This window comes from Streptomyces sp. NBC_00442, assembly GCF_036014195.1.
Taxonomy (GTDB): Bacteria; Actinomycetota; Actinomycetes; order Streptomycetales; family Streptomycetaceae; genus Streptomyces.
This window is the reverse complement of record NZ_CP107918.1, coordinates 2,504,103-2,518,638: the sequence shown is the minus strand read 5'-3', so window position 1 is coordinate 2,518,638 and position 14,536 is coordinate 2,504,103. Positions and strand designations below refer to the sequence as shown.

The window sequence follows — 14,536 nt, the reverse complement described above, 5'->3', positions numbered from 1 at the left end:
GGCTTACGCGGTCTCCTGAAGGGATCGACGGTACGTGCGGATGGTGGACGCGGAGACGGCGTGCCCATGTCTGCGCAGGACGAGGGCAAGGCGCTCGGCGGAGGAGCCGTCGAGGAGGCGGATCATTACGGACTCGCGCTCGTCGGGCTCCAGTTCGTCGTAGATGCGCTGGAGGGTGGGGCCGGGGTTGCCGGGCAGTCCTTCGCTCACGCGGCCTCCCGGTCGATGGACTCCACGGCTGCCACGGCGAGGGCGGCCAGGCGGACGAGCCGGTCACGAGAGTGCTGGGTGTCCTGCTCGGCGAAGGCTTCAAAGCAGGCCGCCAGGAGCGTGGAGTCCCAGCCGGGGGTGCTAGCGAGTTGGCGGCTCGTCTCGATCGACCGCCATCGATTCGCCTCGCGCTGGTGGTGGGCTCGTCCCTTGGTGGGGCGCTGGCCTCCGGCGAGGGGCATGGGCTTGTCCCCGAGGAGCTTGCGAGCCGCCCTCACCTCAGTGAAGATCGCCGTTGCGGGGTCGGGCCTTCGGCCTGCCGGCCGCCGCGTCATCTTGCCCTCGGTCACTGCTGACCCCCCTCGCCGATCAGGTCGAGAAGGGCCTGCGCGCCCTCCTTCATGTAGGTCTCGGTCACATCGCCGTCGCGCAGGCGGACCCCTCGGGCTGATCGCAAAGAGCGGCAGACGCGGGTCGTAAGTTCGGCGCCGGCCTCGTCCGGGTCGGCCCACACCCACACTCGCGAGAAGCCTGCGAGCATCCGGCGATGGCGCGGACGCCAAAGGGCTGCCCCGGGAACCGCCACTGCGTGGAGGCCGACCCGCCGCAGGGTGATGGCGTCGAGCTCGCCCTCCGTCACGTGGATCTCATCGCCCGCTGCATGGATCGCGTCAATGCCGTACAGGCGTGGCGGATCGTCCTTGAGCGAGTTGTACTTGCCGTGCCCGAAGTCGCGGTGGCTGTGCGTTTCGAGGCACCTGAACCGCATGGTCAGGACGCGTCCGTCGTGCCCGAGGTAGGGAATGGCGAGCCGCCCGGCCTGGCGCTCGTGTCCAGGGAGGGGGTTAGCTACGACGCCAAGCCGGTACGTAGCCGCCTCGTCCTCGGTGATCCCGCGCCCGAGAAGGTACTGAGCGGCGTCCGCCGTAAGCGCTGCCTGATAGGTGGCGGTCGCCTCCTCCAGCATCGCCCGTTGCGAGGGCGAGAGAGGCCGCAAGGGTTCGTGCTCCGGCAAAGGTGGTCTTCTCCTTCTTCATGATCAGCGTGTAGCTGTCCCCTCCCTCGCCGCAGGAGTGGCACTTCCACAGGCCACGGTCCAGGTGGTACGAGAACGACGGTGTGTTGTCCTCGTGGAGGGGGCACGGGGCCATGCCCGACGTGCGCTCGGGGTTGTAGTCGATTTCGTAGTGATCGAGGACGGCCGCCAGGGTGGGCTTCTCGTGCTCCTGGTCCTCGAAGTCGTTCCGGAGACGCGCCAGGTTCACGGCAGCATCCATTCGTCGAGGTCATGTACAGGGATCTCGAAGAACTCCTCCAACTCCATGAGGAGTTGGCCGTCGAAGTCGGGATCGTTGAGGCAGTCGAGGAACGCCTCGAACCCGCAGACCTCCTCGGCCGGCATCACGCGACGCGCTCCCCCCGGAAGAAGCGGGCGTACGGGTCATAGCCGATCTCGCGAAGTCCCTGGGGAGTGGTGAAGTCGTCCATCAGCTCGCCGAGTTCGCGACAGATGCGGGCCTGCTCTTCCATCTCCTCGTACTGCCTCACGAGTCCGTCTCCGGCGGGAGGTCGAAGAATTCCTCGACCGTGCTCAGCACGTACGCCTGGCGCCAACTTGCACCCCTGCGCCGGACGATCACAGCCACGTCTACGTCCCGCGGATCGAGGCCCCGGTGCTTCGCGTAGTTGTCGCGCTCGCGGAGGGCTTCCTTGATGAAGGTCCCGGGCTCGAACTTGGCGTTCTTGGTCTCGGTGATCAGGAAGGGGCGGTGCCGCACGGGCTGTCGGCGAATGACGTGGTCGCCCTCATCCTCGACTCCGGTGAGCCGTAGCCGCTCGATGTCGAACCCAGCCTGGCGGAGCTGATCGCGGAACTCGGTCTCCCACCGTGCCCCTGCTCGCTTGTTCCGGCGGTTCCGCGCCGTAATGTCGTTCAACTCTTACAATCCTCACTGCTTCAGGGCGTCGAGCGGCGACCACTGTCGTGGTGCGGCCGGGGGAAGGGGGGAGATGCGAGGTTCAGGCTTGGTGAAGCGGGTGTACTCGGGCTGGCACCGCAAGGTCGCGTACCGCTTCGCGGTTGGATCGCAGGCCCCCATTCGTTGCTTGATCACCGCGATCCGGAACTCCATCGACGTGGGGTCCAGGGCCACGGACAGCGACAGCTCGGGCTTCTCGCTCAACCCGCCCTTGACCTGGTCTCGGGAGGGCGGAGCCCACGGGTCGCTCTTCGCCTCCCAGCTTTTGTCGCTGGCGTGGTGGAGGACGATCACCGTCGCGCCGGTCGCGCGGGAGAGTTCGGTCAGGCCCGACATCACAGCCATCTGTTCGGTGTAGTCGGATTCCGCCGAGTCGAAGTCCATGAGGTTGTCGAACACCATCACGGCCGGATAGGCGTCCCACAGTTCGACGTACGCCTCCAGCTCCTCGTCCACCGCCTTCCAGGTGATCGGGCTGCCGAAGCTGAAGGTGATGTTCAGGTGCGCCAGCGCGGCGAGGTACTCCTCGCGGTACCGGCCGCCAGCGGCCATGCCGGCCTCGACCATCGTCGTGGTGTCGCCGGTCATCATGCTGGTCAGCCGGGACGACGCCGTGAATGCGCTCATGTCCGCGCTGAAGTAGAGCGTCGGCAAGTTCATCTGGGCGGCCCAGAAGAGCGCCAGGCCGGACTTCTGGGTGCCGGACCGACCGGCGATCATCACGACCTCGCCGTGACGTGGACGGCAACCGATGTTGTAGAGCGGCTCGAAGGCGTCGATCCGCGGCAGCTCCTTGCCGGACTCGGCGTGCAGGGTCAGGGATCGTGCAGGGCTGAGCAAGCGTGAGCTCCTCCTCATCACCCGCCAGGCAGGGGCGGCCATGAAAGCCGCCCCTGCCCAGCGGAGGTCGGGTGCGGTCAGTCGAAGGACGGGGCGGCGGCCACGGCCGCGTCGACTGCCGCGTCACGCTGCTCGGCGTACGCGATGACCTTGTTGCGGATGCCCATGTCGGTGATCTGCTTCCAGACCCATGCCGGGTGGGCGCCGGGCTTGGTTGCGGGGACCTGGGTGACGGTGACGAGGACGGCGCTGCCGATGAGCGTCGCCAGGTCTCGGGCGAGGACCGTCTGTTCGATGCGCTGCCCCTTCGAGACCTCGGGCGCGAGCCGGTCGAGCTGCTCCGGGGTCTTGAAGACGGTCACATCGCACAGTGCGCTGTCCTTCGGCCCATTGGGCGTGGGGCGCTGGCGTTCGTAGTCCTTGACCTCTACGAGGATGGCCATGGCCTCTGCGGCTTCCTTCGGCTTGAACCATCCGCCGTTGGCGGTAGGGATGTCCTTCAGGTTCAGCGGCACTACTGATCTCCACTCTGTCGGTGAACGGGGTAGGGGGTGCGGCGGACTGGGGCGCGGCCCTTGAGGGTGCCCGCTGCGATGGCTACGGCGATGGCCGCGCCGAGAAGGCGGTTCTTCATCACGAACCCGCTAGGGCCCGGCCTCGGGCCTTCCACGCGTCCATCACCGCCGGGTCGGTAAAGGCGTGCTGGTTGGTGGCCCACAGGCGACGGAGGTCGTCGGCGGTGGCACAAGCTGTGATCTGTTCGAGGAGCGGGTTCTCCGTCTCCTGGTGGCCTGCCGGGGGCGTGTTGCTCTGGGCGCTCTCGCTCCGCTTATCGCCCTGCGGGACGACGCGGGCGCCAGGGAAGCCCCGCATGACAGTCGAGGCGCCCTGCGCGAGCTGGTTCGCCTCTGCGACGAGCTCATGGAGAGTCAATCCAGATACACTCTTACGATCGAAGCCGAAACAGGCGGCGATGTCTTCTTGGACCTCGGCGCCCGGCCCTCGAAACGAGAGCTGCGGGTCTTCCTGTGCTGCTCCGCACTTGATGGTGACGGTGACGGATCGGCCTTCGCCGGTCACTAGTGAACCCCTTCCTTCGATGCGAGAGGTGAACCGCCCCTCGCTCTGGATACACTATATCAATCGATCGGGCTGAATGGAACCAGCGCATTCTTGGTCACCCTCGCGCGGCGGACATCCAGCGCCAGGCGCGCGGCGTCCCAACCGACTCGCAGGTCTGCCCAGTAGAGCGTGCAGCACTCCTCGCCCGCAGGAAGGTGGATGATCACGCCCCAGTCCTGATTCACGTCGGGGATGCGTGAGTAGGCCGTCGCGGCGACGTTCGCCGGCACTTCACGCTTCTTCCATGCCGCCAGCTCTCCGGCATCTTCGGCATCCACGGGAAACGCCGTGTGGTCGTACAGCTCGCCCCGCGAGTAGACCGCGAGCTGCGAGGACATCTTCAGGGCCCCGTACTGGACGCTGCCGGTCTTCAGGTCGCCGATGATCAGTCCGTCGATGAGGCGCCCGTCAGGGCCGGGGCCGGTGTATCGGAGCAGGCGGTCGAAGGTCCCTCCGGTGCCCAGCTCGTCGACCACGACGAACTGTTCCATCGCCACCACATCGAACATCGCGGTGGCGGCCTTGTATGCCGCCATGTCTGCGGCATCCGAAGCGGACGTGCCAGGCGGCAGCGCTCTTTCCTGGTCCACCAGCTCGGACAGGCTGTGCAGGTGGGTACCCCGCTCCCGCTTCGCGTTGGCTCCGGCGGCGGTGACCGCCCGCTCGGCGAGCTGGTCGAGGGCCGCCTTCCCCTCGCGAGTCTCGGGGTTCAAGTATTGCAAAGCGGCCAGCAGAGCGGGCTCGCGGGCCGCGCCGAGGAGCGTCATGCGCTTGCCCCAGGCGGTCAGCGCGCTCTTGTCTTCGATGGCATCGATGAAGGTGGTGACCCGCGTGAGCCCGCGCGGCCTACCGCCACCCCTCGGGATGACGAGCGGGCGCCCCCAGCGGTCACGGGGCACGCCAAGGGCTCGTGCGGGGAGATCGACGAGAGTGATGGGCAAGCGAGCTCCAAGATCAGGATGTGGACTGTAGGTAGAGGCGGACCGAGTCGTCGGCAAGGAGGACGGGAACGCAGGCGTCCTGGTCCAGCAGGTCGAGGCCGCGGCTCTGGGCAGCCGCAATGATGCGTCGCAGGTGGCCGGGAGCGTGGTCAGGGCTCACGGTGATGTGGTAGTCCCAGTCGTCGTGGTCTACGTGAAGCGTGACCCCAGGAAGGGAGACGAGCTCGACCGTCCTGATCGCCTCGTCCTCAGTGGCGGCCACCGGCCAGTCGTGTGTCATGCGCTAGCTCCCCTCTCCCCGGACTGGCATCCTCCGCGCCAGTCGATCGAACATGCGTGCGACACCTCCAGGATCTTGCCTGGTGGTCAACATCGGGTCAACCCTTTCAAACCGTATCCGGAGTCACAGCGTCCACGTGATCGGATTTCACGACGCGAAATGAGCCCCAACACGGCGCTGATCTGCGGTTTCCGTCAACCCGGGCATGATCATTTCGTGAGGTGAAAAGAGGTGCGGAGGGGTGCGCTCAGCACCCTAGAGTTGATCGCTCCAGCGACACCCACAAGGAATGATCATGCGCGCAATTGTCATAGCCAGACCCGGCGGGCCGGAGGTGCTTCAGGTCCAGGAAGTGCCCGCACCTGCGCCCATCGCCGGGCATCATGTGGTGAAGGTCTCACGGGCTGGAGTGAACTACGCAGACATTCACCTGCGAGAAAACGGCTACTTGGCACCGGTCGAATACCCCGTCACGCCCGGCAATGAAGTCATGGGAACTCTCGCCGATGGCCGCAGGGTGGTTGCACTAAGCCGTGGTGGCGGATATGCCGAACAGGCCCTGGTGCATCGCGCAGTTACGTGGGAGGTGCCCGACGAAATCAGCGATGAGCAGGCCGTAGCCCTCGCTCTCCAGGGCCAGTCCGCCTGGCACCTGCTGCACACGGTGCTCCAGGTCGGCAAGGGAGACTCAGTTCTCATCCCTGCGGCGGCCGGCGGTGTCGGTTCCCTCGCCGTCCAGCTCGCCAAAGCCGCTGGTGCCCGCGTGATCGCGCTGGCCGGCAGCTCCGAGAAGGCAGACCTTGTCCGCGGCCTGGGCGCGGACGCTGTCCTTGACTCATCCACGCATCAGGACCTGACGGCCCGCATCCTCGACGCGAACGAGGGCCCTGTCACGCGCGCGCTGGAGATGACTGGCGGCGAGGTGTTCGACGCCACGCTCGCCGCACTCGCGCCCCGGGGCCACATGGCCGTCTACGGCTGCGTCTCGGGCGACCAGCGCGAAGCCCCTGTTGCCCAACTCATGCAGGCATCCAAGACCGTCTCAGGCTTCTGGCTCCCGAACCTCTACGGCGTCCGGTACGCACTGCGGGACTCGATCAAGGCCCTGTTCGAGGCAACCGCTCGCGGTGATCTTCGCCCGGTCATCGGTCCGTGCTACGCACTCAGCAACGCGGCCCAGGCCCACTCTGATCTCGAAAGCCGCAAGACCACGGGTAAAGTGACGATCAAGACAACTCGGTAGTAACAAGTCCGACTCGGGTAGTAACCTCTCTGTTCGGTCCGCCTACGGGGAAGAGGGCGTGAACCGGTTAAATCAGGCTCTCGTCGTGCCGCCGTGTGCGCGTGCGGCGGACGTTCAGGGAAGTCATGGGCAAAGGAACAGCACACGGAAAGAAAGTCTTCCTGGTTCAGCGTGCATTCGCTGATCTCGAAGGAGACAGTCACGGCCCCACAGCCATCGCCAAACAAACGGATCTTGATGCGGCGACCGTGTACCGCATCCTCCAAGACGGTTTGGCGGACGGCACCTTCGTGCAGGAGGCCGGGGGACGGTACCGACTGGGGCCGGGAGCCTTCCGGCTCTCGATGCAGGCCCTGTCGCAGACGCCCGACCCCGAGGCCACGCAGGCGGTTCTCGACAAGCTCCAGCGGGTGACTGGCGGCCTGGTCGCCTACTACGCCGTCGTCGGCGCCCGACGTATCTGCACCGACTATGCGATCGGCGACTTCGACCCGCGCAGCATCGGCATCGACCCCTTCGAGCTGGTCAAGTACAGCCGTTCCCTGCGTACCGGAGCGTCGGGCAGGGTCATCCTGGCCCACATGCCGCCGCCCATCCAGGAGAAGGTTCTCGCCGAATCCGTGCCTGAAGGCGTCGGCCCGGGAGTGATCCGGGACAACGAGGCCCTCATCGAGTCCCTGAAGGACATCCGGGCCATGGGATTCGCCATCGGACGACAGGAGTGCATGGCCGGCTGGGATTCGGTGGCCGTCCCCGTCATGTGGGGGGACACCATTCATGGCTCCCTCCTGCTGTGGGTGCACGTCGACAAAATGCCCGAGGACCCGAGCCGGCTTGTAGCCGCAACGATGACCGCTGCCGAAATGCTGAGCCGCTTGGCTTCGATGCCGTGGGCGCCGGAGTCCGTGGCCTAACGCGCACGAGCCGCTTCCCTTCGCGTAGAGGGAAGCGGCTCGTAGCCGTTATTGCATGCCAAGAAACGGTAAAGGCGGGCTAGGTAGCGCTCTTAGTGCGCGTCGACTTACTGCGCAGGAGTGCGGGATTGTCCGGTACTCGAATGAGATCCGTATCCCGGTCTTCTCGGGGGACGGCGTAGAAGCCGTCCTTCGTCTCGGGGTCGTAGTAGATGACGAGCTTGTCCTCTTCGAGCCACTTCTTCCAGCTCGCCAACTTGGAGGCTTCCTCGTCGTTCAGCTTTTCCCCGGCTCGCTCGCGGGCTTCACAGCGCAGCATGACGAGGTTGTAGTTCCAGCGGTGCTGCTTCGCGACCTTCCACGGAATGAGCGCGGTATCGCGAACAAGCCGGAGCGGGAGGTCCGCTCGATTGGCATACGTGGCCCAGTACCCGGGAGAGGTCTCGATGTTGTATTTCTCCCGGTACGTCTTGACCATCCAGGCGTACGACTTGCCTTCAAGGAGCCAGCGCTTGGCTTCGTCGTGATTCTGTACTTTGCTCCTCGGCGGCATGTGTGGCCCTTCCTCGCGTTCGTCCTCCCTTATGCGTGACACCCTGTGGTCGCAAGGCGCACAGCCCAACAGTGACATGTAAGAGTTGAACCAGTCAAGACGATCGAGTGGAGGCAATGGTTGTGGGAGATGGAACAACTACTGTCTGTGGTGTTTGTCGCCGTCCCGGTCTACCAGTAGTCAGGTACACCATTACAGCGGAGGACGGCCGCAAGGGTGAGGCCGACCGCTGCGCCGATCACGCCGAACCTTTCGAGACCGCACTGACCCAGCACGATCGGCGCTCGACGAACCGGGCCCGCAGGCGTACCACGGTGACGACCGTCGAGGAGATCAACAGGGCGAAGGCGTCCAAGTCGGCACCCGCGCCGCAGCCCCAGGCGTCCGACAGCGGTTCCCGCAAGCGCAGGCGTACCACGGTGACGACCGTCGAGGAGATCAACCGCTCCAAGGAAGCCGACAAGGCGTGAAACGCAGTGAAGCCCCCCGCCGACCACATGGGCCGGCGGGGGGATGGGGTTACTGCGACTCCTCCAGGGAGTCGTCCTCGCTCGGGGCAACCACGCCGAGCGCCGTGAGGATCTGCACGATGACGGCCACCTCCGGACTGTCGGCGTAGACGATGGCGGCGATGGACACCGCCACACCCACCGCGGAAAGCACCGCACCGACGCGCGTGCGGTAGCGGACAGGCAGCAGGCTCACCAGCGAGATGGGCTTGGAACCGGGCATCAGCATCTTGCTCATCAGCGACCTGCCGGCGCCATCAGGCGGGACCAGGTCGACGGACCCGGGTAGCCGTCCGCGTCCGCACCGCTCCAGCCCTGCGCCCGCTGGAACGCCTCGGTTGCCTTGCGGTCTGCTTCCGTGAAGCGGGGGTCCGGACCCTCGGAGTAGAAGCGGCCGAAGCCGTGCGCGACGAGTCGCTTGCCCAGGACGGTCACGGCGGGGTGGGACTGGCCGAGACGGAATGCCTGCCGGCCCGGGAACGGGGTGCTGTCTCCCCTGTCCTTGCTGCTCTTCCATGCCGGGTCCGCAGAGTCGATGCCCTCGGCGAAGGCCGGGTAGCCGTAGCCATACACGTACGAGCTGCGGCGCTCGCGCTTCTTCAGGTACACACCATCGCCCTCGGCCGAGCCGTCCGCGTTGGTGTTGCCCTCGACGGTGTAGATGTACGTGGAGTCGTAGGCGTACACGATGCCGGTGTGGGTGCCGCCGCCCGATCCGTAGAAGACCTGGGCGCCAACTGCCGGATAGGCACTCCAGCGGTTACGGCTCTTGAACCACTCGACCCCCGTCGCGCACGACGCGGTACGCGGGTAGAGGCTGGCGAGTCCGGCCTTCATGGCGACCCAGGAGGCGAACACGGCGCACCACGCCTGATTCTGGCTCCACTCCAGGCCGGGGACGGCCGGACTGTACTTCTGCCAGTTGGTCCAGTGCCCGTTGGATCGGCCCTCGTGGTAGCCGACCTCGGCCTTGGCGATGTTGATGATGGTCTGGGCGTTGCCCAAGTGACTTGCTCCTTCGAGACATGGCGAAGGCCCCGTCCGGAGGACCGGAACGGGGCCAATAGGCAGCGGATTTGGCTTAGTTGGGGTCGGGGACAGAAGCCGTTATGTGCGAATCGAGTCGCTCGGCGACTGCGAGGCGTTCTGCCCTCTCGTGGGCAAGGTCTGTGCGCAGGGCAGTGATGTCCCGGCTGTGTTGGGCCTGGCCGTCGAGGACGCGATCGAGTCCCTGAATCACGCGGTCCACGTCATCACGGAGATTCGTGGTGTGGTCGTTGGAGACCTGCTCGCGCGCCTCCTGGGCGTGCTCGCGCACCTCGGCCAGCGCAGTGCCCTGTCTCCGTACGAGCTCGACGAGGACGCCGACGAGGGCCGCGACGACGGCGCCGGCAGCCGAGACGAGAGCCACCTGCACGGAGGGCTCAAGCTGCACGGGCAAGCTCCTCGACGAGGGCCTCCAGGCGCTCGATTCGCTTGGCCTGGTCCTGCACGACCGGCAGCAGGGCGACGCCGAGCAGGTCGTAGCGGAGGGCGTCGATGCGTCCCTCCTCGTCGTACGTGACGATTTCGGGAAGTGTCGCTGCGACCTCTTCGGCGATGAGGCCGTACTCGTCCTTGCGTGACTGCGGCTTGCCCTCGGTCGGCTTCCGGTCGTAGATGCGGGGCCGCAAGGCGAGGACGGCGGCAGGATCGACCTCGATGTCCCGGACGTTTTCCTTGTAGCGGATGGAGGACGTGTTCCGGCAGAACGTCCCGTCGCCCTCGACCCACACCGCATACCAAGTGCCGGAACCGCTCGCGCTGTTGTTGTGCGGCATCTTCGACCCGTTGGCCCAGGAGATCGTGCTGCCGGAGGTGAGGTACTCGCCGTGCGAATGCCCTGACGGCGGGTATGACCCGGGCTTGTCGGAGATCTGTCCCCATGAATGGCCGTGGGATGTCGGGGGGAAGTACGACGGCTTGCCGACGACGCTGTCCCAGTTGTGGGAGTGCTCAGCCGCCGGGAAGGTTGTCGGCTTCTCGGTGATGTCCCCCCATGCGTGCGAGTGAGCAGACGGCGCGAAGGAAGAGGGCTTGCCTGTGAGGGACGCCCACGAAACGGTCGGGGCTAGATCGGCCCAGGTCGAGCCATCCCACCACTCCCACCGGGCCAGGGTGTTGTTGAAGCCGAGCTGCCCCTTGCGCGGGGAGGGCGGGCGTGTGGCCGTGGCCCAGACGCCGACTCGGTGGCCGACCACCGACCGAGTCGCCGAGACATCTGCACTCGTGATCGTCGTGACGTTGGCGGACACGGTGACGTTGGCGAGCGCCATCTCGTAGATGCCGGTGTCGGTCTGGCTGAGGGCCGGGGGAGCGGACGATCCCACCGAGCCCGCCTTAACCGCCAGTGTGATCGAGTTGGAGGCAGGGTCGAGCCGCAGGACCACCCGGTCGACCCGGGTGCTCGTGCCGGCCGCTGGAATGGTCAGCGCCTCGGCCGCAGTGGACTGCACCATGTGACCGCGCAGGATCGCGAGACCGGGCTGCACGTTCACGACCATGCCGTTGCCCGCGCTGACCTGGAAGCCGGGACTGTCGTACGCGGCGACGACACCGGAGTCCTGGAACTCCCGGAAGAGGTAGCCGTATTGGCTCTCTGTGACGACCTGGGAGTCGAAGGGGAAGGACGTGATTGCCAAGAGGTGTTCCTTTGTGTCAGAGGGCCGGACCCACGTCCTCGATCCACAGCTCCGACCCGGCTCCGGTGAGGTAGCGGACCTGCCCGTAGGTAGCCGCCGCGCGTCGGGCGTTCAAGAAGACGCCGATGGTGGTCGGACCGGGCGGTGCTCCGTTGAGGTGGAAGGCGGCGTACAGGCCGCTGGACGAGTCCGAGTCGTCGTTGAAGGTCGTGGTCAGCATGTCGCCGAGGATCGCGCTGGACGCAGTCACCGAGTTTCCAGAGGCCCAGCGCACAGCTGTATAGCCGGACTGCTTCGCATACCGGGTGCCCGACCCCGAGTCGCCCGTGCCATCCGTGTCGACCGAGCTGATGCGCAGCCCGAAGCGGTACATGCGGCGGGCTTCGGCCGGGAAAGTCCAGTAGTAGATCAAGGTGGGGGTGTCGCCCACGTAGCCCGAGGCGCTCAGGGGTGCGAGGGCAACCAGGCCGCGCGCTGTGTTGTCGCGGAAGGCGGTCTGTCGCCAGGGTGACCAGCCGGACGAGGGGGAGCCGCCGCGGACCCACTCCTCATGCGGTTCGGCGCCGCCGTGGGTTCGGGACCAGCGCTGCGTGGTGTAACCCGTACTGGTGCCGGTGGTCCATACGTAGCCGCCCATCGGAGCGAAGCTCCAGCCCCCGGCCTTCGATGCGGCCGAGTCGAGGTACAGGCGCGAGTCCTCGTACGGGTAGGCAGTCGGGTCGGTGGCTTGGTTGATTGTGTCGGTCGAGAGGATCTGCTTGTACGTGATCATGCGCCAGGGACCCCAGCCGGTTCTGGCGTTGCCACCCCGCACCCACTCCTCGTGCGGGGTCGTGGCGGCGTGGACGCGACTCCACGTCTGGGAGGCGTCGCCCCACGGCTCTTTGCGCGTGGTGATGTGCCCGTACTTTCCCCCGAAGTCCCAGCCACCTGCCGTGGCCTGCTCGGCGGACAGGATCATGATGCTCGCGCCGTCGGGATAGGCGGTGGGCGGGCTGGCCTGCGTGAAGGACTCTGGCCACACCTCCCTGGGGCCGGGCGGAGACGCCTCGGCCGTCCGTTCCAGGGCGGAGACGCGCGACTGGGTGGTAGCCGCCTGCGCGGTGGCTGCCGCGTTCGGGTCGAACGGGCTGGGATCGCCGAGCAGAGTGCCGACGCGGAAGCCGTCTTCCCCGGCCTTGATGACCAGGCCCGTAACGGGCGCGGTCAGCTCTTGGCCCCCGGCGACGATCGTCACGCGGTCGCCGAGTCGCCAGTCGACGCCGAACTCCATTGGGGAGTCTTCAACGGGGATGGCTTGTACGGCGGTTGCAGTCTTGCCCGCGTCGGCCAAGACCTCGTTGCCAGCCTGAGTGAGTTCCTTCTCGTCGTCGGTGTTGCGCTGGTCGACGAACCTCTCGATGCGGCGTCCCCAGTCCGTCTCGGCGCTGATGGACGTGGTGTTGTCGACAGGGATGAGCGTCCGGTCTTCCTGTTCGCCTTGGCCCGCGACGATGACCCGGGTGGCACCGGGAGTGGACACCGAGACGCGCTGTCCAGCGAGTGTGCCGGCTAGGACGTCGAGGCGTACCTCCCGCGTACGGTCGGCGACCGCGTACGTCTCGAACACGAGCTGGCTGGCACGCTGGACGATGCGGAAGCCGAGCCCTGCCACGCTCGCGATTTCGGTGAGCAGCTCGCCCAACGTGGGGAATCTCGCGCTCTTCTTGACCATTGGGCCCCGGCCCGGGTTCGGTCCCATCACCAGGTTTGCCCGACGCCGGGCGGCCGGGGCAGCCGGACCACAGTTGGCGTTGACGTAGCCGTGCATCACGGTCTCGGCCGCCCCACTGCGCTCGTCGTGCCCGGTCGTCTGCTTGCCCACGTCGGGATTGGTGGGCTCGGGCCACGCGAGCATGTCGGACAGGATGACCGTGTCGGATACGCCCTCGAACGCGATGCTGCCGCGCCGGTCCTCGGGGGTGGCCGCGTACTCGGAGGAGGTGACAGGGCCAGACATCAGCACGTCGTCCGGCCCCGTGATGATCACGCCTGCGCCGGGGGTACGCAGGGTGTCGGCAAGCGGGTGTTCGCTGGCGAGGGTGAGTTTCCAGGTGCCGACGTTGTTGAAGGTGTCGGTCAGCTCCAAGGTCAGGTCCTCGGGGCGGATCAGGCCGAGCCGGGTGAGCTGCTTGTCCCGCACTTCGACAGTGAGATCTTCGAGTTTCAGTGTTGGGCACCTCGTGTCATGAAGAGTGGGTCTGGGCGTATGTGACGACACGGGGCCAGGGCGGAGCCGCGTCGGGGCTTGGACAGGGTTCACGGAAGCGCCTTTGCGCCACCCTGGCGATTACCGGCCGTTCCGCCGAGAGTCATTGATCGGTAACGCTGCGTCCTGAGACGCTCTGACCAGGGCGGCAGCGTGCCGGCCAGGAAAGGACACCAGGACATGGCAGACGAGCAAGCAGCACCCGAGAACTTCGACTTGGGCGCGATCCAGGGAAGCGGTGACGGCCCTGCGTTGCCGGAGCTGGGCTCGATCCCGGTGACCGAGATCCATCCGGAGAGCGAGAGCGGCCTGACCGAGGTCGCACCTGCCGACGTCAAGAAAGAAGACATCGGCATGTTCAGCGTGCGGTACAAGGGGTCCGTACCCACCCTCGTCCTCACCGGCGGAACGATCGTCCCGTCCCTCATCACGGTCGTCGACGGCTCCGGGAACATCCTCGCCGAATACGAGGCACGCCCCGCACCCAAGCGGATCACCAGCCGACTGCTCCCCGAAGACCAGAATGACCTCGTCTGTGCCACACCCGACTGCAAACCCATCAGCCTTGGGCGCTAGCCCTAATTGGCTGGCCCCGTACAGACCCCGAACAAACACCACAGGTCGACGCCATGTCGGCCAAGGAGGAGACAGACGTGTCAGAGGACGCAGGAACACTGGAGGTAACCGACTTGGGCGGCATCCCGGCTCAGGTCACCGTAACCGAGTCACCCACCGTCGCCGTAGCCCGCGAACGGCTCGTTGAAGCCATCGGCCGCGAAGCCGCTTTCCTCGCCGACCAGCGCGCCGGACAGGCGTCCGCAGGGCTCGAAAGCCTCGCGCGGGCTTTCGCCCTGGTGGCCAGCCCTGCCACGGCGCTGGCTGCCTCGCCGGCGTCTCCCCATCTGGCAATCAGCGGTCGGGCTTTGGCGGACCCGGTTGCGTTCGCTAAGGACTTCGTCGCCGGAAACACGTCGGCGGCCATTAGTAAGACCGCCAAGCCGCCGACAGAGGGATGA

The 14,536-nt window shown here is 66.5% G+C and carries 23 protein-coding genes; 5 read left to right on the top strand and 18 right to left on the bottom strand.

What is annotated here, in order from left to right; translation table 11 throughout:
* Positions 1–3: 3 nt before the first annotated feature.
* The 12 genes from OG432_RS11150 to OG432_RS11095 form a co-directional block, all read right to left on the bottom strand.
* A complete protein-coding gene (locus OG432_RS11150) occupies positions 4–210 on the bottom strand; it encodes a hypothetical protein (protein WP_328310308.1) in 207 nt (68 codons plus the stop codon).
* Positions 207–452, bottom strand: a complete 246-nt coding sequence (locus OG432_RS11145) for a hypothetical protein (RefSeq protein WP_328310306.1) — start codon at positions 450–452, stop codon at positions 207–209. Before OG432_RS11145 ends, OG432_RS11150 begins: the two co-directional genes overlap by 4 nt.
* A 104-nt stretch (positions 453–556) precedes the next feature.
* The gene (locus OG432_RS11140; RefSeq protein ID WP_328315065.1) at positions 557–1,174 is read right to left on the bottom strand and encodes a toprim domain-containing protein; all 618 of its coding nucleotides are present in this window, start codon (positions 1,172–1,174) and stop codon (positions 557–559) included.
* Complete coding sequence (locus tag OG432_RS11135; protein WP_328310304.1) at positions 1,056–1,487, bottom strand: CHC2 zinc finger domain-containing protein; 432 nt, start codon at positions 1,485–1,487, stop codon at positions 1,056–1,058. Before OG432_RS11135 ends, OG432_RS11140 begins: the two co-directional genes overlap by 119 nt.
* Positions 1,472–1,615, bottom strand: coding sequence for a hypothetical protein (locus OG432_RS11130; RefSeq protein WP_328310302.1), 144 nt, complete (start codon positions 1,613–1,615; stop codon positions 1,472–1,474). Before OG432_RS11130 ends, OG432_RS11135 begins: the two co-directional genes overlap by 16 nt.
* Positions 1,612–1,758 carry a hypothetical protein gene (locus tag OG432_RS11125; RefSeq protein WP_181143720.1) on the bottom strand — a complete coding sequence of 49 codons (147 nt, stop codon included), beginning with the start codon at positions 1,756–1,758 and terminating at the stop codon, positions 1,612–1,614. The genes OG432_RS11130 and OG432_RS11125 overlap by 4 nt, the downstream gene beginning before the upstream one ends.
* Positions 1,755–2,147, bottom strand: coding sequence for a hypothetical protein (locus tag OG432_RS11120; protein WP_328310297.1), 393 nt, complete (start codon positions 2,145–2,147; stop codon positions 1,755–1,757). The genes OG432_RS11125 and OG432_RS11120 overlap by 4 nt, the downstream gene beginning before the upstream one ends.
* A gap of 12 nt (positions 2,148–2,159) precedes the next feature.
* A complete protein-coding gene (locus tag OG432_RS11115) occupies positions 2,160–3,029 on the bottom strand; it encodes an AAA family ATPase (protein WP_328310295.1) in 870 nt (289 codons plus the stop codon).
* A gap of 77 nt (positions 3,030–3,106) precedes the next feature.
* The gene (locus OG432_RS11110; RefSeq protein WP_328310293.1) at positions 3,107–3,544 is read right to left on the bottom strand and encodes a hypothetical protein; all 438 of its coding nucleotides are present in this window, start codon (positions 3,542–3,544) and stop codon (positions 3,107–3,109) included.
* Positions 3,545–3,662: 118 nt separating this feature from the next.
* Complete coding sequence (locus tag OG432_RS11105; RefSeq protein WP_328310290.1) at positions 3,663–4,109, bottom strand: hypothetical protein; 447 nt, start codon at positions 4,107–4,109, stop codon at positions 3,663–3,665.
* A 59-nt stretch (positions 4,110–4,168) separates the two neighbouring features.
* Positions 4,169–5,092: a hypothetical protein gene (locus OG432_RS11100; protein WP_328310286.1), complete on the bottom strand. Its 924-nt coding sequence runs from the start codon at positions 5,090–5,092 to the stop codon at positions 4,169–4,171.
* Between the two features lie 13 nt (positions 5,093–5,105).
* Positions 5,106–5,372, bottom strand: a complete 267-nt coding sequence (locus OG432_RS11095) for a hypothetical protein (RefSeq protein WP_099201429.1) — start codon at positions 5,370–5,372, stop codon at positions 5,106–5,108.
* 295 nt (positions 5,373–5,667) lie between these two features.
* On the opposite strand from OG432_RS11095, the gene OG432_RS11090 reads away from it, so the two are divergent.
* A complete protein-coding gene (locus tag OG432_RS11090) occupies positions 5,668–6,615 on the top strand; it encodes a quinone oxidoreductase family protein (RefSeq protein WP_328310282.1) in 948 nt (315 codons plus the stop codon).
* 125 nt (positions 6,616–6,740) lie between these two features.
* The gene (locus OG432_RS11085) at positions 6,741–7,529 is read left to right on the top strand and encodes an IclR family transcriptional regulator (RefSeq protein WP_328310280.1); all 789 of its coding nucleotides are present in this window, start codon (positions 6,741–6,743) and stop codon (positions 7,527–7,529) included.
* Between the two features lie 79 nt (positions 7,530–7,608).
* Here the strand turns inward: OG432_RS11085 and OG432_RS11080 are convergent, their stop codons facing one another.
* Positions 7,609–8,160 (bottom strand): hypothetical protein, encoded by a 552-nt coding sequence (locus tag OG432_RS11080; protein ID WP_328310279.1) that lies wholly within the window; start codon positions 8,158–8,160, stop codon positions 7,609–7,611.
* A gap of 236 nt (positions 8,161–8,396) precedes the next feature.
* Here OG432_RS11080 and OG432_RS11075 point away from each other — a divergent pair, with 236 nt between their 5' ends.
* Positions 8,397–8,552 (top strand): hypothetical protein, encoded by a 156-nt coding sequence (locus OG432_RS11075; protein WP_328310277.1) that lies wholly within the window; start codon positions 8,397–8,399, stop codon positions 8,550–8,552.
* Between the two features lie 49 nt (positions 8,553–8,601).
* Here the strand turns inward: OG432_RS11075 and OG432_RS11070 are convergent, their stop codons facing one another.
* The 5 genes from OG432_RS11070 to OG432_RS11050 all read right to left on the bottom strand — a co-directional run bounded on the left by OG432_RS11070 (position 8,602) and on the right by OG432_RS11050 (position 13,454).
* Entirely contained in the window at positions 8,602–8,829 is a 228-nt protein-coding gene (locus OG432_RS11070; RefSeq protein ID WP_328310275.1) for a DUF7439 family protein, read from the bottom strand.
* Positions 8,829–9,596: a peptidoglycan-binding protein gene (locus OG432_RS11065; protein WP_328310273.1), complete on the bottom strand. Its 768-nt coding sequence runs from the start codon at positions 9,594–9,596 to the stop codon at positions 8,829–8,831. Before OG432_RS11065 ends, OG432_RS11070 begins: the two co-directional genes overlap by 1 nt.
* 76 nt (positions 9,597–9,672) lie before the next feature.
* Positions 9,673–10,026: a hypothetical protein gene (locus OG432_RS11060; protein WP_328310271.1), complete on the bottom strand. Its 354-nt coding sequence runs from the start codon at positions 10,024–10,026 to the stop codon at positions 9,673–9,675.
* On the bottom strand, positions 10,016–11,272 hold the full coding sequence (locus OG432_RS11055; RefSeq protein WP_328310269.1) for a tail fiber domain-containing protein: 1,257 nt from the start codon (positions 11,270–11,272) through the stop codon (positions 10,016–10,018). Before OG432_RS11055 ends, OG432_RS11060 begins: the two co-directional genes overlap by 11 nt.
* A 16-nt stretch (positions 11,273–11,288) precedes the next feature.
* Positions 11,289–13,454 (bottom strand): siphovirus ReqiPepy6 Gp37-like family protein, encoded by a 2,166-nt coding sequence (locus OG432_RS11050; RefSeq protein WP_328310267.1) that lies wholly within the window; start codon positions 13,452–13,454, stop codon positions 11,289–11,291.
* Positions 13,455–13,700: 246 nt separating this feature from the next.
* Between OG432_RS11050 and OG432_RS11045 the strand changes: the two genes are divergently transcribed.
* Positions 13,701–14,096, top strand: coding sequence for a hypothetical protein (locus tag OG432_RS11045; RefSeq protein WP_328310265.1), 396 nt, complete (start codon positions 13,701–13,703; stop codon positions 14,094–14,096).
* 53 nt (positions 14,097–14,149) lie between these two features.
* Positions 14,150–14,536 (top strand): hypothetical protein, encoded by a 387-nt coding sequence (locus tag OG432_RS11040; RefSeq protein WP_328310263.1) that lies wholly within the window; start codon positions 14,150–14,152, stop codon positions 14,534–14,536.